The sequence below is a fragment of the Roseibium sp. genome (genome assembly GCF_965233565.1).
GTDB lineage: Bacteria > Pseudomonadota > Alphaproteobacteria > Rhizobiales > Stappiaceae > Roseibium.
The window spans coordinates 3,463,330-3,486,170 of the sequence record NZ_OZ247494.1 but is presented as its reverse complement, the minus strand read 5'-3'; the positions used below and the strand labels follow the sequence as shown (position 1 = coordinate 3,486,170).

The 22,841-nt window shown below is 60.3% G+C and carries 18 protein-coding genes; 5 read left to right on the top strand and 13 right to left on the bottom strand.

Annotated elements, in window-relative coordinates; genetic code table 11:
• The first annotated feature begins 142 nt into the window (after positions 1 to 142).
• The gene (locus ACO6TG_RS16110; RefSeq protein WP_422374129.1) at positions 143 to 1,654 is read left to right on the top strand and encodes a BCCT family transporter; all 1,512 of its coding nucleotides are present in this window, start codon (positions 143 to 145) and stop codon (positions 1,652 to 1,654) included.
• A 106-nt stretch (positions 1,655 to 1,760) separates the two neighbouring features.
• Here the strand turns inward: ACO6TG_RS16110 and ACO6TG_RS16105 are convergent, their stop codons facing one another.
• The 6 genes from ACO6TG_RS16105 to ACO6TG_RS16080 form a co-directional block, all read right to left on the bottom strand.
• Positions 1,761 to 2,234 carry a DUF2269 family protein gene (locus ACO6TG_RS16105; protein ID WP_422374128.1) on the bottom strand — a complete coding sequence of 158 codons (474 nt, stop codon included), beginning with the start codon at positions 2,232 to 2,234 and terminating at the stop codon, positions 1,761 to 1,763.
• On the bottom strand, positions 2,234 to 3,529 hold the full coding sequence (locus ACO6TG_RS16100; RefSeq protein WP_422374127.1) for an SDR family oxidoreductase: 1,296 nt from the start codon (positions 3,527 to 3,529) through the stop codon (positions 2,234 to 2,236). The genes ACO6TG_RS16105 and ACO6TG_RS16100 overlap by 1 nt, the downstream gene beginning before the upstream one ends.
• A 76-nt stretch (positions 3,530 to 3,605) precedes the next feature.
• On the bottom strand, positions 3,606 to 4,481 hold the full coding sequence (locus tag ACO6TG_RS16095; RefSeq protein ID WP_422374126.1) for a dimethyl sulfoxide reductase anchor subunit family protein: 876 nt from the start codon (positions 4,479 to 4,481) through the stop codon (positions 3,606 to 3,608).
• Positions 4,481 to 5,227 carry a 4Fe-4S dicluster domain-containing protein gene (locus ACO6TG_RS16090; RefSeq protein WP_422374125.1) on the bottom strand — a complete coding sequence of 249 codons (747 nt, stop codon included), beginning with the start codon at positions 5,225 to 5,227 and terminating at the stop codon, positions 4,481 to 4,483. Before ACO6TG_RS16090 ends, ACO6TG_RS16095 begins: the two co-directional genes overlap by 1 nt.
• Positions 5,224 to 7,974, bottom strand: a complete 2,751-nt coding sequence (locus ACO6TG_RS16085; RefSeq protein ID WP_422378893.1) for a molybdopterin oxidoreductase family protein — start codon at positions 7,972 to 7,974, stop codon at positions 5,224 to 5,226. The genes ACO6TG_RS16090 and ACO6TG_RS16085 overlap by 4 nt, the downstream gene beginning before the upstream one ends.
• Positions 7,975 to 8,365: 391 nt before the next feature.
• A complete protein-coding gene (locus tag ACO6TG_RS16080) occupies positions 8,366 to 9,361 on the bottom strand; it encodes an ABC transporter substrate-binding protein (RefSeq protein ID WP_422374124.1) in 996 nt (331 codons plus the stop codon).
• Between the two features lie 407 nt (positions 9,362 to 9,768).
• Here ACO6TG_RS16080 and ACO6TG_RS16075 point away from each other — a divergent pair, with 407 nt between their 5' ends.
• On the top strand, positions 9,769 to 10,464 hold the full coding sequence (locus ACO6TG_RS16075; protein ID WP_422374123.1) for a nitroreductase family protein: 696 nt from the start codon (positions 9,769 to 9,771) through the stop codon (positions 10,462 to 10,464).
• Positions 10,465 to 10,676: 212 nt separating this feature from the next.
• On the opposite strand, the gene ACO6TG_RS16070 is transcribed toward ACO6TG_RS16075, so the two are convergent.
• Genes ACO6TG_RS16070 through ACO6TG_RS16040 form a run of 7 tightly spaced genes read right to left on the bottom strand, consistent with a single transcriptional unit; the run spans position 10,677 to position 18,198 of the window.
• Positions 10,677 to 12,512: a V-type ATP synthase subunit A gene (locus ACO6TG_RS16070; protein WP_422374122.1), complete on the bottom strand. Its 1,836-nt coding sequence runs from the start codon at positions 12,510 to 12,512 to the stop codon at positions 10,677 to 10,679.
• Complete coding sequence (locus ACO6TG_RS16065) at positions 12,509 to 13,255, bottom strand: hypothetical protein (protein ID WP_422374121.1); 747 nt, start codon at positions 13,253 to 13,255, stop codon at positions 12,509 to 12,511. Before ACO6TG_RS16065 ends, ACO6TG_RS16070 begins: the two co-directional genes overlap by 4 nt.
• Positions 13,256 to 13,257: 2 nt before the next feature.
• Positions 13,258 to 13,959, bottom strand: a complete 702-nt coding sequence (locus ACO6TG_RS16060; protein ID WP_422374120.1) for a hypothetical protein — start codon at positions 13,957 to 13,959, stop codon at positions 13,258 to 13,260.
• 9 nt (positions 13,960 to 13,968) lie between these two features.
• Positions 13,969 to 14,418 (bottom strand): ATP synthase subunit C, encoded by a 450-nt coding sequence (locus ACO6TG_RS16055; RefSeq protein WP_094073266.1) that lies wholly within the window; start codon positions 14,416 to 14,418, stop codon positions 13,969 to 13,971.
• Positions 14,415 to 16,208, bottom strand: coding sequence for a V-type ATP synthase subunit I (locus ACO6TG_RS16050; RefSeq protein ID WP_422374119.1), 1,794 nt, complete (start codon positions 16,206 to 16,208; stop codon positions 14,415 to 14,417). The genes ACO6TG_RS16055 and ACO6TG_RS16050 overlap by 4 nt, the downstream gene beginning before the upstream one ends.
• Entirely contained in the window at positions 16,205 to 16,831 is a 627-nt protein-coding gene (locus ACO6TG_RS16045) for a V-type ATP synthase subunit D (RefSeq protein ID WP_422374118.1), read from the bottom strand. The genes ACO6TG_RS16050 and ACO6TG_RS16045 overlap by 4 nt, the downstream gene beginning before the upstream one ends.
• On the bottom strand, positions 16,831 to 18,198 hold the full coding sequence (locus ACO6TG_RS16040; protein ID WP_422374117.1) for a V-type ATP synthase subunit B: 1,368 nt from the start codon (positions 18,196 to 18,198) through the stop codon (positions 16,831 to 16,833). The genes ACO6TG_RS16045 and ACO6TG_RS16040 overlap by 1 nt, the downstream gene beginning before the upstream one ends.
• Positions 18,199 to 18,484: 286 nt before the next feature.
• Here ACO6TG_RS16040 and ACO6TG_RS16035 point away from each other — a divergent pair, with 286 nt between their 5' ends.
• The 3 genes from ACO6TG_RS16035 (at position 18,485) to ACO6TG_RS16025 (ending at position 22,838) form a co-directional block, all read left to right on the top strand.
• Entirely contained in the window at positions 18,485 to 19,597 is a 1,113-nt protein-coding gene (locus ACO6TG_RS16035) for a serine hydrolase domain-containing protein (RefSeq protein WP_422374116.1), read from the top strand.
• A 400-nt stretch (positions 19,598 to 19,997) separates the two neighbouring features.
• A complete protein-coding gene (locus ACO6TG_RS16030) occupies positions 19,998 to 21,785 on the top strand; it encodes an ethylbenzene dehydrogenase-related protein (protein WP_422374115.1) in 1,788 nt (595 codons plus the stop codon).
• A 33-nt stretch (positions 21,786 to 21,818) separates the two neighbouring features.
• Positions 21,819 to 22,838, top strand: a complete 1,020-nt coding sequence (locus tag ACO6TG_RS16025) for a 2Fe-2S iron-sulfur cluster-binding protein (protein WP_422374114.1) — start codon at positions 21,819 to 21,821, stop codon at positions 22,836 to 22,838.
• Positions 22,839 to 22,841: the final 3 nt, after the last annotated feature.

Below are 22,841 nucleotides of genomic sequence, written 5' to 3'. Positions count from 1 at the left end.
TCCTGCATTGAAACGCTTAATATTTTCTACAAGAGAGGCCGGAAGGCGTCACACCGGTTCGGCCTTGGCAGAATCGGCTGTCAATGTCCTCGGGAAGCGGTCTATGCTCCAGATCAGGATTGACCGTGGAGGGTTTGATTTCATGCAGGGTTCGAAGGTTTTGCTGGCGACCTCAATCGGCCTCTGTGCCGTGATCGGCATATGGGGTGTCGCCGACCCGGCCGGCCTTCAGGCCTTCGCCAGCGCCATTGTCGATCAGTATTTCATCAGCCGTGGCTGGGCGGTCATGCTGTCGGTCACCATCATGCTCTTGTTCTGCCTGGGCCTGACCCTGACGAAATTCGGCGATATCCGCCTCGGCGCCGACACCGACAGGCCCGAATATTCCACACCGACCTGGATCGCGATGCTGTTTGCGGCCGGCATGGGGGTTGGCCTCCTGTTCTGGGCCGTTGCAGAACCGCTGACGCACTATCATTTTGCGAGCCAGTTCCTGCCGGCCCCGATTGCCGCGGAGCAGGCCCTTCTGGGCGCCAATTTCAACTGGGGCATCCACGCCTGGGCGATCTATGGCACCACGGCGCTGGCAATTGCCTATTTCAGCTACCGGCGCGGCACGCCGATGCTGGTCAGTGCCCCCTTGAAGAACCTGTTTCCGGGTGAGACCTGGGCCAGTGTCATTGGCTGGTTCTCCGATTTCATGGCAATTGCCGCCATCGCCATCGGGGTTGCCGGGTCCGTCGCCATGGGGGTTTTCCAGGTGGCTGACGGCGTCACGGTGCTGCTGGGCAACGAGGAAACCACTTCCTTGCTGATTGGCATTGTCTTCGCGCTGATGATCGCCGCCTATATCCCGCCGCTGCTGGTCGATCTCGGCGCCGGTATGGCGAAACTCTCCAATCTCGCCATGGCGCTGGCGATCGGGCTGGTCGTCTACACGATCATCCTCGGGCCGTCGGAATATCTGCTCAATTCCATCGTCAGCGGCATCGGCAGTTACGTCGCGGTCGTCATTCCAAGAGGGCTTGAAACCTTCACCTTCTATGGCGACGAAGCCACGAAATGGTTCCGCGACTGGACCCTGACCTACATGGTCTGGTGGATCGCCTGGGGCCCGTTTGTCGGTGTCTTTGTCGCCCGCATCTCGAAAGGCCGCACGATCCGGGAGTTCGTGCTTGGCGTCCTGATCGGACCGACGCTGTTCTCCACCATCTGGTTCGGGGCCTTTGGCGGCATCGGTATATTCGACGCCCTCAACGGTAATGGCGACCTTCTGGCCCTGACCCAGACCAATGTCGAACGCATGACCTTTGCGCTTCTTGACCGGCTGCCGCTGTCGACGCTGACAACTCTGGCAACCGTGCTGGCGGCGTTCCTGTTCATTGTCACCAGTGTCGTCAGTGCCGCTTTTGTACTCGGCACTTTTTCGACTGGCGGCAACCCCAACCCAAGCGCGAAGATCCGGGTCGTCTGGGGTGGCCTTCTGGGTGTGCTCGGCGCGGCGATGATCCTGTCCGGCTCGATGTCAGCCGTCAGAACGCTTATCGCACTCGGCGCACTGCCCTTTGTCTTCATCACCGTGATCCTGCTGGCCTGTCTCATCCGGGCCTTGTTGCAGGATGCCAGAAAGGAGCCGAGCCATGCTGATCGGTGATCCCGTCGACACACTCATGAATATCGGCACCTTCGCCTTTATCGGCTTTGTGGTCTGGATCGTGATGCGCAAGGAACCGGGCGGGTCTGATGACTGAAATAAGGCCCTAGAGCGGCAGGTCGGGTTTGGTCAGCATCAGCCAGATGATGGCAAGTACTGCAAAAAATGCCGGGAACCCAAAGGCAAACCAGATCCGGTAGAGCCGGTGATAAGCGTCAGGTAATGCCGTGCCGGCCTCTGCGGCCGCAAGCGCCAACCGGCGCATCCGGATCTGAATCCAGACCACCGGCAGCCAGAACAGACCGACAAACACATAAAGACAAAGCGAAACCAGAACCCAGCCTTCCAGCAGCGGCCAGCCGACTTCCCGCGTCAGGAGGTAGCCCGTCACCGGCTGGGCAATTGCCGCTGTTGCCGTAAACACCGTGTCGGCCAGGACGACAATGCCCGCAACATGGGCGATCAGACGCGGGTCCTTGGAACGGTTCGAGATTACCATGAAAAAGGCGATCCCGGCGCCCGTGCCGAGAAGAACACAAGCGCCGATCACATGAGCAAAGCGCAGAAACTCATACCACATCAGCGCTTCTCCAGAAGCAGGGAGACCAGCAAAGCCAGAACGATTGCCGGCAGAACCTTGACGAAAGGTCCAAGCGGATCTGCCCAAAGGTCTGCCGCCAGCAAGGTTCCAAAAGCGAGATAGGCCGCGGAGACGGCGATCATGCCGAGACAGGCCAGACGCGTCCAGCGCCGGACCAGGACCCCAGCCCCGAGAACCATATCGACAGCTGCTCCGCCAATCACCGCCACCGAGGCAAAGGCTGCAGAGCCGCCGCGGTCGGTCAGCACCGCTTTGGCCTCGGAGAAGGACAGGAGACCGATTACCCCGGACAGAAGCCAGAACAGCGACAGGGTGGCGATGGCGAGAGGCAGAAGCAGATAGAGGCGGGCAAAGGCCCGCTCCTGGGCCGTTGCCGGCATCGCGGCCAACGTTGCATCGAGACTTTTGATTTCAATGCCGCCGCGCTCCCGCCACGGGGCGGGATCGCCCTTGATGCCGTTTTCGAGCGACACCAGCGCATTGATGCGCAAGGGAGAGCGCCACCCAAGCCATCCGAGCAGATCCGCTCCCCTGCCGACGGTTTTCAGCAACCAGCCAGGAAGAGGGATTTCGAAGGTCCAGTCGGGGTAGCCCAGCCAGGTTCTCAGATGACGGGTCAGGGCGTGGAAGGAATGACTGTTGTCTTCTGTCAGATCAGCAACAAATTGCGAGCCGATCTCCCCTCTGGCGCTTTGCACGACCGCCTGAGCCAGATCCGCGACATGGATGGTCTGAATCTGCGCTTGCGGAAAGGCGCGTGCGCCGATCCAGGGCGTGGCCGCTGCCGCGCGCAGCAGGGCCGATCCACCATAAGCGTCCGACCCCAGTACCAGCGCCGGGCGCAGCACGACCCAGTCGATGGAAGACGCCGTGACCAGCGCGTCGCCTCTGGCCTTGGTGCGGAAGAAGGCCGTTGGCGCGTCTTCCGAGACACCAGCCGCCGATATCTGGATAAACCTGGCGCGCGTACCCTTCAGCGCTTCAAGCATCTGTGTGAGCGCGGTCTCGTGGATGGCCGTCAGATTGTCCCGGGCGCCGTCCTGCAGCGCCCCGGAGGCGTTCACCACCACATCCGCATCCGCAAGGATGTCCTTCCAGTCTTCGACCTGCGTCGCGGCAATGTCCCGGATGATCCAGACCAAATCGGGAAAGGTCCGTTGCGCGGTCTCCAGCGAGCGTCCGACGCCGAGAACGGCAAAGCCACCTGCTTGCAGCGCGCGCACGCAGGCCGCACCGATAAATCCGTATGCGCCGAGGACGACCGCCTTCTTCATGCCAATGCCTTTTCAATCCTGCTGCGCGTTTTAGGCCCTGGGGAAGGGCTCGCACAACCGAAAAGCGGCGGTCTGTTCAGCGCTTGCCGTAATAAAGACCGACAACATGTTCGGCTTCGGCAAAAAACAGCCAGCGGGAGGCAAATGTGCCAGCCAGGTAGACAAGGGCGGCGAGACCAATGGTCACAATGCCGGCCGGCAACACAGCGAGGATCAGGATCGGAAACAGGCAGTTCATGAGAAAGGCGATCACACGCAGTTTTTGTGCGTGTTTGCGGCCGACGACATAGACCATTTCCTTCAAGAGATAGTTGGTGCCCGTATGCGGTGGTTCGAAGAGACGCACGCTGCCCCTGTCCCCGAGACCCGTTGCCGTTTCGATCGTGTGGCCGCGTTCGCCGAACCGCCGATCGCCAAGGACCCAATAGAGAACCTGCAATCCACCGGCCACGGCCAGCAACAGCAAGGCGGCGAGCACCTGCCCGGCAAGGACAGCGCCGCCGGCCAGCGCCAGCGACAGCAAATGCGCCGGCGTCAGCCAGTGGTTCCAGCGCGGCACGGTTGCCAGCTGGGCATAGATCATGCTGGTGGCAAAGACGGTTGCGACGCTGAGCACGGCGCCGAGATAGCCGACCGGCGCCAGCAAGGTGTCGAAGAAGACAGCGGCAAAGCCGTAAACCGCCATCACGCAGAGCGCCAGAACGGACAGCCAGCCTTCCCGCGACAGCCAGCTCGTTCGCCACTGTGTAAAGGCCTTCAGGGCCCGTTGCGGGTTTCCAAGGTGAAATGTCGACGCGAGCAATCCGCCAACGGCTAGGGCGAATGCCACCAGGTACGCAAAAAACGCGGTCCAACCAGTGGCCGCAGGCAAGCCAATGCCGAGCCAGGCGAGATAGCCGAAGCCGAGGCCGGACAGAACTGTAAAGACGATGACGGAAGGCGCCGGATGCATCAGAGTGCCTCCAGGGTCTTGTCGAGCCAGGCCAGGAAGCCCTTGGGTGTCTCGGCCACCGGTTTCATTTGCGGGTCTGATTCCATCATGTCCACCAGACGGTCCTTGGGCCGGGGTGGCAGATACTTGTTGACCGGCTGCGTGCCCTGCTCCGGCATCAGGTCAATGCCTCCCCGTTCGGCCACAAGCCTGGAAACATTGCTGTCAGGATCAGCAAAGTCACCGAAATGGCGTGCGCCGGCCGGGCAGGTCCGGACGCAGGCCGGCACCCGGTCCACCTCTTCCAGGTTCTCGTTGTAAATGCGGTCGATGCAAAGCGTGCACTTCTTCATGACACCGGCGGTCTGATCCAGCTCCCTGGCCCCATAAGGACAGGCCCAGGCGCACAGTCCGCAGCCGATACAGGCGTCCTCGTTGACCAGGACAATGCCGTCTTCAGAGCGCTTGTAGCTGGCTCCTGTCGGACAGACCGTAACGCAAGGGGCGTTGTCGCAATGCAGGCAGGATTTCGGGAAATGGATCGTCTGGGACGTGCCACCGGCGGGCTGAACCTCGTAGGAATGAACCCGGTTGAGAAAGGTTCCGACCGGGTCACCGCCATAGGCATCGATGTCGCTGAGCGGCGCACCATAATTCTCGGTGTTCCAGCCCTTGCAGGAAATGACACAGGCGTGGCAGCCGACACAGGTGTCGAGATCGATGGCAAGGCCAAGCTTTTTTTCGGTGCGATCAGGCAACTGGGTCATGGACGCACCTTTTGAAGCACCTTGTCGGGTCCCTGGCCGACCGGTGACTGCTGCGGGTCAATGGAGGGTTGGGCTTCATCCGGTGGCGGGCTTTTTTCAATGCGCACACGCAGATCGAACCAGGCAGCCTGCCCGGTGACCGGGTCGGAATTCGACCAGCGCAAGCCGTCCCCCTTGGGTGGCAGCAACTCGTGGATCAGGTGGTTCAGAAGGAAGCCTTTGGTGGCTTCCGGCGCATCTTCCTCAAGGGCCCAGGCGCCTTTGCGCTTGCCGATGGCGTTCCAGGTCCAGACTGTGTTTTCGTTCAATCCCGCCATATGCGCCACAGGTACGATGATCTCGCCGTGCGGCGACGTCACCCTGGCCCAGTCACCTTCCGCAAAACCATGCGTCTGCCAGATCCGCGTCGGCAGATAGAGCGGATTGCGGCCATGGATCTGGCGCAACCAGGCATTCTGGCTGCCCCAGGAATGATACATGGCCATCGGCCGTTGGGTCAGCGCCCGCACGGGATAGGTTTTTGTGTCGACTTCCGTCTCTTCCAGCGGCGGATACCAGATCGGCAGGGGATCGAAGGTTTTTCTGATGCGCTCCCGAAGATGTTCCGGCGGTTGCCGTTCTCCCTGTCCCTCCGCCGCCAGCTGAAACCGGCGCAGGGGTTCTGAATAGAGTTCGAAGAGATAGGGCTGGGGCTTGTCGAAAAAGCCGAGACCGACCGCCCAATCCTGATAGGCCGTGTTCCAGGGTTTGTAGAAAGCGGCTTCTTCCGGCACATGTTCGACGAAGAAACCGCCGTTTTCGATATAGCGGCCAAGCTGATCCGGATTGGCCGCTCCACGGCCTGTTTCCGTGCCATTGCCCCTGAACCCGGCCAGCGGACCGATACCCGGCCGGCGCTCGTGGCGAACCATATAGTCTGCGTAATCCTTGTATTTTGCGCTGCCGTCTTCGTTGATGAATCCGGGCAGATCCAGACGCGCGCCGAGATCCACCAGCACGGATTGAAAACCGCGCACGTCGCGATCCGGCTCGATCACCGGCCAGCGAATGGCGTCGGCAGCCGCATCGGCCTCGCAGATCGGCCGGTCGAGCAGGCTGATACAATCATGACGCTCCAGATAGGTGGCATCCGGCAGGATCAGATCGGCATAGGCGACCATCTCGGAAGAATAGGCATCGGAATAAATGATCCGCGGGATGACATAGTCACCGTTCTCATCCTTGTCCGTCAGCATCTCCATGACCCCACGAGTGTTCATGGAGGAGTTCCAGGACATGTTGGCCATGTAGAGAAACAGCGTGTCGATCCTGTAGGGATCACCAGCATGAGCGTTCGAAATCACCATATGCATCAGGCCGTGGGCCGACATCGGGTTTTCCCAGGAAAAGGCCTTGTCGATGCGCGCCGGCGTGCCGTCGTCCTTGAGCGCCAGATCCTGCGGACCACGCACAAAGCCGAGATTCGGCCCGTCCAGCGGGCAGTCCGGCTTGGAGTGACAATGCGGCGTCGGGTGGGCTGAAACAGGCTTCGGATAGGGCGGTTTGAAACGAAAGCCCCCCGGAACCTCCACCGTGCCCAGCAGGATCTGCAAAAGATGCAGGGATCGACAGGTCTGGAATCCGTTGGAATGAGCCGAAATGCCGCGCATGGCATGAAAGCTGACCGGGCGCCCGGGCATCTTGTCGTGCCGGTCTCCCCGGAAATCGGTCCAGGGCTGGTCCAGTTCGAAGGCTTCGTCAAAGGCTACACGGGCGATTTCCGCAGCAACCGCCCGAATGCGACCGGCTGTAACGCCGCATTTTTCGGCAACAGCCTCCGGGCTGTGGCTTTCATCCAGGTAGCGTTCAGCCAGGATCTGGAACACGGTGCGATGCGTGTAGCCGTGCTGGTCGAAGCGGGCCGCAAGATCCGGCTGGACGCCCTTCTGATCGAAAGGCACCGGTTTGCCGCTGGCCCGGTCGATCACCAGCAGCTTGCCGTCAGTGTCACGCAGCAACAGGCCGAAGTCGGCCGAAGCCGGATCATTGTTGACCAGGCAGGGTGCATTGGTGAAGCGGGCAAGATAATTGAGATCGATCTTGCCGGCCTTCAGAAGCACATGCACCAAGGCCAGGATGAACAGGCCATCGGTGCCCGGCGTGATGCCGACCCATTCGTCCGCAATGGCGTTGTAGCCGGAGCGGATGGGATTGATGCCGATGACCTTGCCGCCCTTGGCCTTCAGCTTGCCCAATCCCATCTTGATCGGATTGGAATCGTGGTCTTCCGCCACGCCGAAGAGCAGGAACAGTCTGGTGCGTTCCCAATCCGGCTGACCGAACTCCCAGAAGGCGCCCCCCATCGTGTAGATGCCGCCGGCTGCCATGTTGACGGAGCAGAAACCACCATGCGCGGCGTAGTTCGGAGTGCCGAAATTCTGCGCCCAGAAGCTTGTGAAGCTTTGCGACTGGTCGCGGCCGGTGAAGAAGGCAAGCTTTTCGGGCGCGGATTTGCGGATCGGCGCCAGCCAACCGGTGGCAATCTCCAGCGCCTCGTCCCAGCTGATTTCCTGAAACTCACCGGACCCGCGCGGCCCGACCCGTTTCAAAGGTGCGCGGAGCCTTGAGGGCGCATTCACCTGCATGATGCCGGCCGATCCCTTGGCGCAGAGCACGCCCTTGTTGACCGGGTGGTCGCGATTGCCCTCGATATAGGCAACCTTGCCGTCTTTCAGATGCACGTTGATGCCACAGCGGCAGGCGCACATGTAACAGGTTGTCCGGCGTATTTCGTCAGAGACAGGCGGAGACGTCTCCACGTCCGGCTGCTGGTGTTTGCCCACGTCCCCTCCTCGCATTGTTAGAAATTGATTCCACAATTTCCACAATCTCAGCAAACATTGTTCTTCTGAATTTGTATTTATAGGATCAGTTGTCGTCAATACACGATGCCGGTACGGCAGTTCGTATCGGAAATTCGGCGCCAAACAGCAATTGGCTGGAAATTGGGCGCTTGATATCCCTCCACCTGGCAACCCACCAACTTCATTCTCGGGGAGGTGCGCGAGGGCTAACGCGCAGCCAACTTGGTGCCTGGGCACAAATGAAAAGGGCCGCCCGGCGGGCGGCCCTTCTCAATTGCCTGTGCGATTGCCTGACTCAGAGCTTGTCGGTCACCGCCGTGGAAGTTGCTCCTTCCGGGAACTTGGTGATGACCGGTGCGGAGCCGCCGCTCAAAAGCGACTTCACCGTCCGCTCATAAGCGTCCAAGTCCAGCTTGCCGTCAGAGCCGTCGACCAGCTTGACGATTTCACCGACCATGCGGATCTGGTGCTTTTCGGTCTGGGCGCCGGTGGCGTCGTTTTCCAGAACGATCTCGGCAGCTTCTTCCGGGTTCTCGGCTGCATAGGCCCAGCCCTTCATGGAAGCCCTGACGAAACGCGCCAGCTTGTCGACCATCGCCGGATCTTCCAGGCTGGATTCCAGCACGTAAAGACCATCCTCGAGCGTTGCAACGCCCTGGTCCTCATATTTGAAGACGACGAGGTCCTCTTCCGGAATACCGGCATCGATGACCTGCCAGTATTCGTTATAGGTCATGGTGGAGATGCAGTCGGCCTGTTTCTGCAGCAGCGGATCGACGTTGAAGCCCTGCTTCAGAACCGTGACGCCATCAGCGCCGCCTTCGGTCGGAATGCCGAGCTGGCTCATCCAGGACAGGAACGGATATTCGTTGCCGAAGAACCAGACACCGAGGGTCTTGCCCTTGAGATCCGGCGGAATGGAAATGCCGGTTTCCTTGCGGCAGGTCAGCATCATGCCGGACTTCTTGAACGGCTGGGCAATGTTGACCAGCGGCACGCCCTTTTCGCGGGAGGCAAGGGCGGACGGCATCCAGTCGATGATCACGTCTGCACCGCCACCGGCGATCACCTGTGGCGGAGCAATGTCCGGACCACCCGGCTTGATGGTGACGTCCAGGTCTTCTTCTTCGTAAAAGCCCTTGTCCTTGGCCACGTAATAGCCAGCGAACTGGCCCTGGGTGACCCATTTCAACTGGAGTGTCAGCTCGTCGGCGGCCTGAGCCGCGCCGGAGGCAAGGCCTGCACCCAAAACGGATGCGAGCGCCAGACGTTTCAATGCCTTCATTGCCATTCCCCTACTGGTTATGGATCTTGCACCTGTGGCAAAACCCGTCTCTGGAACTTTGATACCGGTTGCCAGGGTGACCGCAACAGGACGGCTCCCACACGTCCACAGCACCTTGGCAATTTGGCCACAGCAGGGCACCGGGGCATGTTTGCCTTCCTGACGCACCACACTGACCAATTGGTCAAGAAAATCTAGAAAGCTGCCCTGTCACTGGTCAAGGTTATTTTTTCAGCAAGCCGAAATGAAGCTGTTGCAGCAGCTTATGCGACCGCCTTGAGGTTGCAAATCCTCTATTCTAGATTTTTGGTTGCCTGCCGCACCGTTATTCAGCGCATACTTTCGCGACCTGGGAGGAGGACCGGTGGAGTTGTGACCTCAGCTTCCGCCCGTCAGTGAAGAAGGGAAAACAGATGATTTCGAAATCGGCCCTGACCTATCAACCGCTGCCGCTTCCCGATCGGCGCGACTTCGACACGAAGGAGATGCTGGCACGGGCAGAAGAGTTCTATGAAGACGTGCGCACACGCCACACCGTGCGTCAATTCTCGGATCAGCCGGTGGACCGGTCTGTCATCGAGGCTTGTATTCGTGCGGCCGGCACGGCGCCGAGCGGCGCCAACCAGCAGCCCTGGCATTTTGTCGCCATTTCCGAACCGAAACTCAAGAACCGGATCCGGCTGGCTGCCGAAGAAGAAGAACAGCGTTTTTATGATGGCGGCGCCGGCGACGAATGGATCAAGGCGCTCGAACCGATCGGAACGGATGCCGAGAAGCCGCATCTCGACATTGCGCCCTGGTTGATCGTGATTTTCGCTCAGCGCTGGGGCACCTATGACGACGGCAGCCGATACAAGCACTATTATGTGCCTGAAAGCGTTGGCATCGCCACCGGGCTTCTGATCACCGCCCTGCACCATGCGGGCCTGTCCACACTGACCCATACGCCGAATCCGATGAAATTCCTGAACGAGATCCTGGACCGGCCGGAGGCGGAAAAACCGATCATGATCCTGGCGGTGGGGCACCCGGCCGAAGACGCAACGGTTCCGGCAGTGGCCAAGAAGAAGAAGCCGCTGGAAGAGATCCTGAGCGTTTTTGAGGGATAACTGGGCGTCGTTCGACGAACCGGCGCAACAAAAATAGCGTCATCCTGAGGAGGACCGTCAGGTCCGTCTCGAAGGATCGGTCCCCTGTTCCGGAGCATGCAGCCGATCCTTCGAGACGCGCGCAAGCGCGCTCCTCAGGATGAGGCTGGAGTTTGGAGACAGGCTGTCTCGACGAGGCCTAGAGTTGTGGCTCGGCCTCTGGCCGAGACGCCTCAGCCCGTCACATGCGTCGGTGCGGCGCCAACATTGGCGGAAATCTTCGCCAGGAGGTCCTTGCGGTCCTGACTGCCATCGGCGGAATAGTTGAGGTTCTTGAAGAGCGAGGTCTGCTCGGTGAAGAACTTCCGTACTGCGTCCTTGTCCTCGAAGGCGAAATCCGTGTTGGCGATCTTGTAGACAAGATCGAAGGTCTCCTGCTGGCGGGCAAGTGGCGCCGACACGTCGACATCGTCAAAGGCGTCCTGCTGCAGATAGACCATGTCGAGAAAGAGCGCCTTTTGCTGAAGCACAAAGTCCTCGGTCGACACCCCTTCCTCGCCGGTGACCTGCATCATGCGCGTGATCTCGTCGCCCTTGGCGAGCAGATCAATCATCTCCTCGACGCGCGGCACCCAGTTGGGGCCGATATTGTCCGCGTACCAGTCACCGAGCTGGGTGTGATAACGCGACCAGGACAGAAGCGGATCAACCGCCGGATAAAAACGCTTGTAGGCCCGCTCGGAGGAGAGACCGAGGAAGGTCTTGACCGTGCCGAGAGTGGACTGGGTGACAGGTTCCTCGAAATTGCCGCCGGCAGGAGACACGGTGCCGATCATGGTGAGGCTGCCGGTGTCGCCGGTGGCCGTACGAAGCACGCCGGCCCGCTCGTAAACGCCCTTGATCGCCGAATCCAGATAGGCCGGAAAGGCTTCTTCGCCCGGAATTTCCTCAAGCCGTCCGGAGGTTTCCCGCATGGCCTGGGCCCAGCGGGACGTGCTGTCCGCGATCAGCAGCACGTCATAGCCCATCTGGCGGTAATATTCGCCAAGCGTGATGCCGGTATAGATCGAGGCCTCGCGGGCCGCGACCGGCATCGACGAGGTGTTGCAGATGATCACCGTGCGGTCCATCAGCGTGCCGTCACCGGAGGGGTCCGGCTGGTGCGGGAATTCGGTGATGGTCTCCACCACCTCGCCGGCGCGTTCGCCGCAGGCGACCACGATCACGATGTTGACCGCCGAAAAACGCGAGATCAGCGATTGCAGGACCGTCTTGCCGGCGCCGAAGGGCCCGGGAATGCAGCCCATGCCACCGCGGGCAATCGGAAAAAACGTATCGATCAGGCGAAGCGTCGTGATCAGCGGCTCGCTCGGATAGAGCCGCTCGCTCTGGCCGGTCTTGACCAGGCCCTCGGGGATTGCCCGGCGCACGGGCCAGTGCTGCACCATGGTGAGATCGCGCGTTTCACCGCGATCGTTTTTCAGCGTCGCAACGACTTCGTTGATGGTGAAAGTGCCTTCGCGGATCCGGTCGACCGTCCAGGTGCCGGTCATTGAGAATGGCGCCATGATCTTGTGTTCGAACCGGCCTTCCGGAACGGTGCCGAGGGTCTCGCCCGCTTTCAGTGTGTCTCCGGATTTGACTTTGGGTTCAAAGGACCATTTCCGGTTCTGGTCGAGCGCGTTGGTCAGAACGCCGCGCGGCAGGAAAAAGCCGTGCTCGGCGGCAATATCGGCGAGCGGGTTCTGCAGCCCGTCAAACACCGTGCTCAGCAATCCGGGGCCAAGCGCCACAGACAGCATCTCGCCGCTCTGGATCACCTTGTCACCGACCCGAACGCCATGGGTGCTTTCAAACACCTGGGCTTCGGCGGATGTGCCGCGCACGCGCAGAACCTCTGCTTTCAGATATTCCCGCGGCTTGCCTTCCCGCTCCGGCCCATGCGGAATGATATAGACCACCTCGTTCTTGATCAGTGGAGCGGTCCCGAGAGGCGACAGTGTGACTAGATCGTCCTGAACGGCAATGATTTCAGCCGTCGGTTCCGGAAGCTGGACATGGCTCGTCATGAAAGGGCTCCCTCAAGAGCAGAATTGGTATCGGTGAGTATGTCCCCGGGCACGGATTCAGGATCAACGTCCTGTGTCTGTCCCAGGGCCGAGGCGACCAGACGTTCCAGCCGCGCCGCGGCATCATCCGCGTTGTAGCGCGACCAGCGTTCGACGATCACCCAGCGCAGCACATAGATGGCGACGGCTTCGAAATCGAACTCGTGTAAGGCGTTGTAGTGATCCAGCTGCTGAAACACCTGGGTCAGCGCCAGCCGTTCCATGGCGATCTCGTCGCCGGTCTGCATCAGTCTGTGAGCGTCGGCGATCCAGGGCATGAAATGGCCAAGTCCGAAGGCAGGGTCGCTCCAGTTCGCCTGGATCTGGCCGCACCAGCGGCCAAATCCCCAGGTCTGGATATCGCCGGCTGTTTCCTGACCAGCACGGCGTCGACGCAATGCGGCGATCAGTGTGCGCGTTTCCATGCGCGCGCCGACCAGATGCTGCAGGTCCGGATAGTCTTTCAGATCCGCAATCACCTGGTTGGCCCGGCGGATCACATCCTTGTCGTTGCTATATTTGGCCACACCTGCCCAGGCGGTGATTTCGACGATCTCCTTGAGCACGTTGCGATGTTCCGGTTCCAGCATCGACAGGCGCTGCTTCAACCGGTACTCGGAAATCGGCACCTCCTTGCGCGTGAACAGCTTGCCCAGATGGGGCAGACTGGTCACCAGGGCGATATATTGGTGCGGCCGGCTCATGATCAGCGCAGAACCCCTTCCATCACGGCCCGCAGACGCGGCTGCAGGTGACGCTTCAGGAGCGTTGCAATCGCTTCTTCGGTGAGGTCGATGGAGACATTCCGGTCGGTCAGCTTGATCTTGATGCCGTCAAACCCCGGCGCAGTGGAGAAGGTCACGCCGTCCCGCAAAGCCTGTCCCGCCAGCGCAATGACAAAATGGGTCAATGTGCCCGGCTCAACCGCTTCCGGCGACTGCTTCAGCTCTTCGAAAGTGACGACCTTTTCCGGCAGCACGACTTCCATCGGCTCTGCGTCATTGACGGAAGCGTTGTCCTTGGCGTTGGCGGCCATGGCCAGGATCAGCTTCTGCAGGAAAGCCTCGTCGGCCAGAGTGGTTGCCACCAGACGCCCCGCCTCCTGCTGGATACGGTCACCCAGTTCGTTGCGCATGCTGAGAACCAGGTCCCGTGCGGCGACCTTGAGCCCGTCTTCGGTAGCCGCCTTTTCCCTGGCTGCTTCGGCGCGCGCATTCGCAAGCATCGCGTCCGCCTTCGACTGCGCCTCGGCCAGAATGTCATCCGCCTTGGCCCTGGCCTTGGCGAGGATCTCCTCGCCTTCCGCCTGGCCAGCAGTGACACCTTCCGATTTCAGACGTTCAATCAGCGCCTGAACACCTGCACCGGCGGCATTCTCGAGCTCATTCGAGGAATCGTGCTTCGACATCTCAGCCTCCTAGCTCGGAATGGAGCCGGCCAGGACCAGCGCGAAGACAAGCGCGAACACCGAGAAACCTTCAAGCACGGCCGCTGGAGCCAGCGAGATACCGAAGATTTCAGGCTTGGCCTTGGAGGCGTGAATGGCCGAGGCCAGCACCTCGCCCTGGCGGATGCCGGTGAAGAGCATGGTGAAGCCGGACAGGACACCAATACCGAACAGGGCTGCACCATTGGCCGCATCGACCTGGGCCTGCTGCAGCGAGAACATGATCACGATGCCGTAGATCACCTGGGAAGACGGCATCAGCGACACACCGATGAAACGGCCATAGCCGCCGTCACTGTCCAGCATCGCACCAATCGCGGCGCTGCCGCCCAGCGCACAGCCCCAGGCGCTGCCGATGGCACCAAGCGCAACCGGCGCGTAAAGTCCAAACCAACCGAGAGCCACAACGAATTCGTTCACAGGCGTGTCTCCTCTTTCTTGAACGGACGGAAGGGCGTGCCCTCGTCTTTCAAACCCCAATTAAAAAATTCAATGACATTCAGACGCAGGCCATGCACGCAGCCCGCAATCAGACCAAGGCCGATATTGATGGCATGGCCAATGACCAGAACGGTGATCGCGATCAGAAGCCCGACCCCCGGCACTGCATGGTTGAGCTGACCGGAGAGCGAGTTGATGGTTTCCGCCAGCGAAGCTGCCGCAAGGCCCAGTGCAAACAGCCGCATGTAGCTGAGCACATCGGAGAAGATGTTGACGATGCGGGCCAGCGCGGCAAGACCGTCGAAGATGCGCATGCCGCCGGACGTGACGCTGTCGACCTTGCGGTCGCTGCCGAAGAAACCGACGGTCAGCAGCCCGAGCACGACGCTGACGGGTCCCGCCGTGCCGAACAGGGTCCCCTGACCGAGGAAGGTCGCCAAACCGCCCAGCGCCACCAGACACCAGCCGATGGGCTGAAACCGTCCGCTTGGGGTCTTTTCGTGCCAGGCCCGCATCAGGTTGGCGAGCACGATATGGACAACGCCAATCGTCAGCGTGATCTTCATCATGGTGTCGACATCCTTCAGATGCAGCACCTTGAGATGTCCAAGGAAACTGTCTTCCGGCGGCGCCACGCCGAAATAGCTGCCGGTGGCCACGCCGAAAGCCGTGGTCGACACCATCAGCCAGACCGACATGCGGAACATCCGGCGGCCCAGCGCCGACCCTTCAAACCGCTTGCGGAACAGGAACAGAAGCAGCAGCATCAAGAGCCCATAGCCGGCATCGGTCATGATCATGCCGAAGAAGATCACGAAGGACACATAAACGATGGCCGACGGGTCCCAGTCCCGATAGCCGGGTGTCTGGTAGAATTCGACCAGATCTTCTCCCGCTTCCATCGCCTTCCGGTTTTCCAGAAGCGTCGGCGGCCGGTCCTTGTCGGATACCTCGTCAAACAGGGTTGCAACACCAAGACCTGCCGCCAGTTCCTCTATCTCGGCCACCTGGTCGGTCCGCGCCCAGGCCTGCAGGACAAAAACGCGATCGGCGTCTGCGGTTTCCAGGGACGCGCGATGGCGGGCGGAGAGGTCGCGCGCGGCCGCCAGGTTCTGCGCCAGCACGAAACGCCACTTGGTCAGGACCTGGCGTTGCAGCTCAAGCTCCTCAAGCTCGATCGCGGCAAGCTCGTATTGATGCTTCAGCTTTGACAGCGCCTCGGTCCCGACATGGGTCCGCGGCACCGGCATTGCATCGGCAGGCGGCTCGTCGGGCGACAAAAGCACGATGTAGCTGCGGTACTTGTCCCGATGCACCACTTCCAGGATCTTGCCATCGGGGTTGACCTGAGACAGTTTTCCCGCCGGAACCACATAGAACCAGAGGCGGTAGTCGCCGATCTCGGCCAGATCCGAAAAGTTGAACTCGCCCCAGGGCTCGACATCGCGGATCCGCCTGTCCAGCCGGGCAAGGCGGTCTTCGCATTCCTTCAAGGCTTTCTTGTTTTCCAGCGCGCTGGCCACAACCTGATCCAGCTGAAAGCCGTCCGGGTGGGTCATCGGCCGGCGCTGCGCAGCACTGTTGACCAGCCAGCGCAGGGCTTCCGTTGCTTCGCGGCCGCGCCCGGCCGGAACCGCTTCCAGTTCCTTTTGCGCCGAGGTCAGGGGAATAAGGTGAAGGGCTCCGAATTCCTGGGTTGCCTGCAGAACCTTGTCCTTGTCGTCCAGAATGCCGACAAGGTTGACCTTGACGAGCGGTACGATGCTCATATCTCGGCCACCCTTGTCTCGGCGCCGCGGGCGGCCGTCTTGCGCTTGGAGATCTTGGCCCGGACAACGGCATCGCGCTCCGCGTCGGCCAACGCCATGCGGATCTTCTTGATGTTGCGTTCCGCCTGCGGAATCAGAACCTTCTCGAAGAGATTGACCCGGCGCGAGATCACGGCCTCCGCCTCGACCAGACGATCGATGCGTTCACGGGCAACGTCGCGCTCCAGATTGAGCCGCAACAGCTTCTGCATGCCCTCAACATAGGCATCCACCCAGTGCGGGCGCGCCAGAAGCGAATAAGGTTCCGTCTCAACCTCGATGTCTTCCAGAGTAGGCAGTCTGGTCCCGGAGAGATTCTGTTCTCCCCGGACGACATCCTTCAGGCTGACCAGTCCGTCCAGCGGCACCTGCTTGTTGGCCAGCATCGGCAAGGCATGTGCAAGCCCCCTGAACTCTTCGGCATATTCGCGATCCAGGCGCGAGGCGGTCTCCCTGGCCTTGGCGCGCTCCGCCATGATCTGCAGGCGCTTCAGCTCCAGTGAGGGCAGAAAGCGCTTGTATTCGGCCAGCTGCGCGCTCTCTTTCGCCAATGAAGACTTGTTGAGGGCCAGCTTGGCAGCCATCAGGCGGCCTCCTCGTCAGAGGATTTGGCGGGCTGTTTCTGTTTCGGGAAATACTTGTCGATCAGCCCCTGTTTCATCAGCAGCTGCTCCGGCTCGAAACACTCCGCCAGGGTCTGCCAGCACAGGTCGAGCGCCTCCTCCAGCGGTTTCGACACTTCGATGTCCATGAACCGTTCCCGGAACAGGGCGCCGAATTTCAGGAGCTGACGGTCATAGTCCGACAGCTCGAACGCCATGGACTGTTTCTGTTCGGCGTCGCGCGCTCCGGAATAAAACCGGATCATGGTGTTCATGATCTGGTTGTGATCCTCGCGTGTCACCTTGCCGATGACATGCTGCTTCAGGCGCGACAGCGAACCGAACGGGTCCAGAACACCGGAATGCAGGTAGAACTGGCCTTCCGTGATGTAGCCGGTGTTGTCCGGCACCGGGTGGGTCACATCATTGCCGGGCATGGTGGTGACCGTCAGAATGGTGACCGAGCCGGAACCTTTGAAGTCGCAGGCCTTTTCGTAGCGACGCGCCAGTTGCGAATAGAGATCCCCCGGATAGCCGCGGTTGGCGGGTACCCGTTCCATGGCAATGGAGACCTCCTTCATGGCATCGGCGAAAGCGGTCATGTCGGTGAGGAGCACGAGCACGCGTTTGCCTTCTTCAACGGCGAATTTTTCGGCAACCGCGAGGGCCATGTCCGGCACCTGCAGCCGTTCGACCACCGGGTCCGACGCCTGGTTGATGAACATCACCGTGCGCGGAAAGACGCCGGCATCCTCGAACTGCTTCCTGAAGAATGCATAATCGTCGAAGATCAGACCAAGCCCGCCAAAGACCACGATGTCGGCATCCGCCTGAATGCCGATACGGGCGAGGAACGGATTGTAAGGTTCGCCCGAGACCGAAAAGATCGGGATCTTCTGGCTCTCCACCAGGCAATTGAAGATATCGATCATCGGCACGTCGGTGCGGATCATGCGCGAGGCCAGAACGCGTTTCATCGGGTTTGCCGACGGACCACCGATCGGCACATCCGGATCGCTGGACAGGTCCGGTCCCTGGTCGATCGGGTGGCCGGCGCCGTCAAAGACGCGGCCGAGAATATTATCGGAATAGGTCACTTTGGCCGGTTCGCCGAGAAACCGGACCGATGCGTTATTCGCCAGGCCCTTGGTCCCGGAATTCACCTGCAGCGATACCATGTCATGGTCGATATTGATGACCTGCGCCAGCGAGGTCATGCCGTCGCCAGCCTCGACCAGGGCCAGATCGCCCAGACACGGACGCCCTTCGGATTCCGATTTCGTCGAAGACACCTGAATGCGGATGATATCTCCGACGATGTCGACAATTCTTGTGTGGGAGACCAGCATCAACGCCCCCTAGGCAATGGACCAAATCGCTTCAATGCGCTTTCCATGCTCGAAAAAATCGGGTCGAGCGAAAACGCCGATAAATCATCTTAGGCGGGTTTTACGGCTGCGCACAACTGTTCAGACCGTTGCGTTGAACCCCTCAAGACTGAACTGGAAAGAAGTTAAGAGAGAAACCATTACGCGCGTATGACCTGGATCAAGGGATCGGTTTCAATCGCTCCTTGGCAAGCAAAGTCTGCAGAGCTAGGGTGCATCGCACAAGCCTTCGATTGTTCCGGTTGACATGACTTTTTCATCCAAGTTTCGCGCTTTTTTGCTGGGCGCCGCCACCTGCTTTGCCGTGTTCTCTACCGGAGGAAGCGCCACGCTGGCCGCGTCCGGCGACAGCAACCACGTTGCGGCTACCGACCGGCTGGTCGATGCAATTTCCGGAAAACTCGAGGCCTCTGGCCTTTCGGTCATCGTCGGCCTTGGTCGGATCGGCGAGACGCGGCATTTTCGCGAGTTCGGCGCCTTCAGGGACGACAGCCTGGCGCCTGAAGAGACGTTGGTCGACCTGGGGTCGAACACCAAGGCGGCAACTGCGGCCGTGGTTCTGAAACATGTCGAAAACAGAACGCTCAGGCTGGATGACACGCTTGATACTCTGCTGGACGGCGTTCCGGAGGACAAGAAGTCCATCACACTTCGTCAGCTGCTGACACACAGGGCCGGATTGCCGGATGCCGTTGGTTCGGACGAGGAAAGGATCGGGCGCGAAGATTATCTGGCCCGCGTGTTTCGAACGCCTCTGCTGAACCGGCCCGGCACGTCCTATGCCTATTCGAATGTCGGCTATGCCCTGCTGGCGGCGATCCTGGAAAGAAAAACCGGCGAGGCCTTCGAGCCCCTGATGGCAAAGACACTCTTCCCGGACGCAGAAATTCCCGCAATCGGTTATGAAACGACCTATCGCGAAGACGCCTCGGCCATCAGCGGCCGGGTCTGGCTGACCCTTTATCGCAAACTGCCCATTCACCGGGCCAGTTGGGGCGGTCCAACAGTTGGATGGAATCTTCTGGGTAATGGCGGCGCCGTCGCCACACCGCCCGACGCCATGACCTTTTATGAAGATCTGGTTGGCGGCCGCATCGTCGACCCGGCGCTGTGGCAGGGGGGCTTTACGCATGGCGGCGAGGTTCCAACACCCAAGTCTTACGGCTTTGGCGTCGTCCGGCTTCAGTCTTCCGACGGAACGATTGTCTACACCCATTCCGGTGCGAACATCGTCTTTTCGGTCGATTGGCGATACGACCCGAACTCGGGATTGAACATCTTCATTGCCGGTCTGGGAGACGAAGCAGGCGATGCCATGGATATCGTGATGGATCAGGTCAGCGCCATCCAGCTCCGCTGAACCAAGGGACGCACCATTTCCGGTGATCGACATAGGCAGAAGGCGATATTTTCCAGCCTGCCGCAAATGTATTCGCCGAACCTTCGGCCATTTGCGAACCCTGGACAGTTTCGCTCGTTTAATCGGCAGTTAATCGCCTTCGAAAGCCACGAACGCGCTATTCGAATCGTTGCCTGACAAAATACCACTACCAAATCTTCTTTGATTATTACGCTACGTAATGCATTAATGCATGCATTATTACGCAAGGATAGGTTTAATCTAAGTTGTATTGCTTAAATTTGCTTCACTTTTGATGAAAAATGGGTTTTTTTAGCCTCGCCTTTTCGCGTTATATTAACATCTGGTTGCAACGCCCGTTGCGCAAACCTGTTCGCGAATCCTGATCCTGGAGGGGAAGTTGACGGACCAAGTGACTGAGCACGCACTCGAGCTGACGCCTGCTCCCAAATCCGCCGACGGTTCTGCAAAACGGCAACCAGACAAGCAAACACGGGCTTCGGCGCGAAGGCCGGATGACAAGGCCCCGCTGGTCCGCAGCGATATCGGAACGATCCTGCTGCACTGGACACTCGTTGTTGCCATTGTCGCCAGCCTGGTGACCGGCCTGAGACTGTCGACCGACGCCGAACATGCCTGGTTCTCCAAGCTGTTTGAACCGATCCTGCCACAGGGCGAGATCTGGACCTGGCACTATCTTTCCGCAATCTTCGTCCTGGCGCTGATCTTCGCCTATGCGGCGTATATGTCCCTGGCCCGTCTGAAGCGGCGGGTTTCTTCCAAGAAAATGGTGGTTCTGACCCTGCCGGCCAGCACCAAGCTGCGCCTGTCGGCTGTCAATGTGATTGCCTACTGGATCCTGTTTGCAGCCGTGCTGACACTGACTGCCACCGGGGTCTGGCTCTATCTCGGCCATGGCGGCATCTGGGTGACGGTTCACTATACCTCTGCCCTGGTCGTGCTGGGCTACATCGTTGCCCATGTGGTCCTGCATTATGCCTATGGCGGTGTCGCACAGCTGCTGCGGTTATTCCGGCCGCAGAAATTGCGCCGGTTTTCCGGCATGGCGGCGCACCCTCTCGCCATTTCTCTTGGCATCGGTGCGGTTGTTCTTGCCGGCGCGGTGGCGCTCGATTCCATCACTCGGGAAGACCTGGTGGTATCCCAGGCGACCGATTTGCCCGTTCTGGACGGCGAACTGTCGGATGCCGCGTGGCAGGCCGCGCGGCCGGTTTTCGTGGAAACACAGCAGGGAACCGGCCTTGATGGCACCGGCGCCTCGACCGTGGAGGTACGCGCGGCCCAGATCGGCGACAAAATCGCCTTTGCCTTTCGCTGGGAAGATCCAAACCGGTCGCTCAAGCGCCACCCGCTGATCAAGCGGGAAGACGGCTGGTACATGCTCAACAACCGGGCCGATCTCTCCGACGAAACCGCCTATTACGAAGACAAGTTTTCCGTGGCGTTTTCGGCAACGGATGCCTTCGGTGGCGGCGATTCGACCCATATGGGCCCGAAGCCGCTTGGCGACAAACCGGCAGCCTTTCACGGGCGCGGCCTGCATTACACCACCGATGGCAGCCTGATCGACGTCTGGCAATGGAAAGCCTCGCGCGGCGGAATGCTCGGCCGTGTGGACGACATGTATTTCAGCACACCGAAGGCACCGAATGAGGCCCAGGCTGCCGGCAAGGGGCGCTACAGCGCCGGCTATGCCGCCGATGAGGGCACGTCATTCTACGTCTACAATTACAAGAAAAAGGCAGGGTCCGATTATCACGGTACCGTCGATGTCCGGCGCCTTCCCGTCGACTACAGCGACATCTCCGCCAAAATGGGTGCGATCGATCTTGCCATTGAAGCGACCGACGATCCTGGCTCCCAGTGGTGGCTGTTTGAAGCTGAAAGCGTTCCATATTCGCCCGAGAAGGACGCTGAATACCCGGTCGGTGCGATCATTCCCGGCGTTCTGATCCAGGGCGAATACACCGGCAGCCGCGCCGACCTTCTGGGTGGTTCCAAATGGGAGGACGGTTACTGGACGCTCGAAATCATCCGCGACATGGACACCGGCAACGACCAGGACCTGGCCATGACGGACGGTCTTTTTGTCTGGGTATCCGTGTTCGATCACAACCAGACCCGGCACACGCGCCATTCGCGGCCCGTGCGTCTGACCTTCAACTGACCCTTCTAGCGTTTCAAGAAAACGGACCCGGCCATGTCGAAAAGCAGCTGCACCGTCACAATCAACGGCAAGAAGATCAAGGCGAATGTCGGCGACACCCTGATCGATGCGGGTCTGGGGGGGCGTCTCGTCATTCCGCATGATTGCTGTTCCGGCCAGTGCGAAACCTGCCGCGTCAGGGTTCTCAGTGGTGCGGTCGACGATCTGGGCACGCGGGAAAAGGACACGGTGCTGGGCTGCCTTGCCGTTCTGGAAGGCGATGCCGAGATTTCCTATGATCCGGTGCCTATCGTGAAGACGATCAAGGGAACCGTTGAAAGCATCCGGACCATCAAGGAAGACTATCTTGAAGTCCGCGTCCGGACCGTCCGCCCGGTGACCTGGCTCGCGGGCCAATATCTGAGAGCGACTTTTACCGGCTATCCGCCGCGAGACTACAGCCCGACGACGCCACTCAATCTCGATGCCGAGGAGGGCGTCATCGTCTTCCACATCAAGGTCTATGAAAACAGCATCGTCTCGTCGAAACTCGGCAAGGAAATCTCAGTCGGCCATGCGGTGAAGCTGCGCGGCCCGTTCGGCAATGCCTTCCTGCGCCGTCAACCCGAACCGATCCTGCTGACCTCGACCGGAACGGGGTTTGCACCAATCTGGTCGATCGCCGTTGCCGCGAGCATGGGTCAACCGGGCCGCGAGATCCGGGTGATTGCCGGCGCCCGCACCCGGGACGGCCTTTATATGCGAGATGCCGTGCGCTGGCTGCAGAACCATGGAATTCCGATCACGCTGACTGCGAGCGATGGCGACAGTGAAACCGTTCTGCGCGACCGCCCCCAGGACCTGGTCGGCCCGCTGACGGCGGATCATGTGGTGTATTCCGCCGGCGCCCCGGCCCATGTCGAAGCCATGCGGGAGATCGCGCTCAGTTCGGGCGCAACCTTTTACGCCGATCCGTTTTATGTCGCGGAAGAAGACAAGGGACTGACGGCCTTTGCCGGCAATCTGCTGCGAAAGGCGGTGGCGCCGTTCGGAACGGCATCGGCCGGTCGCTGACAG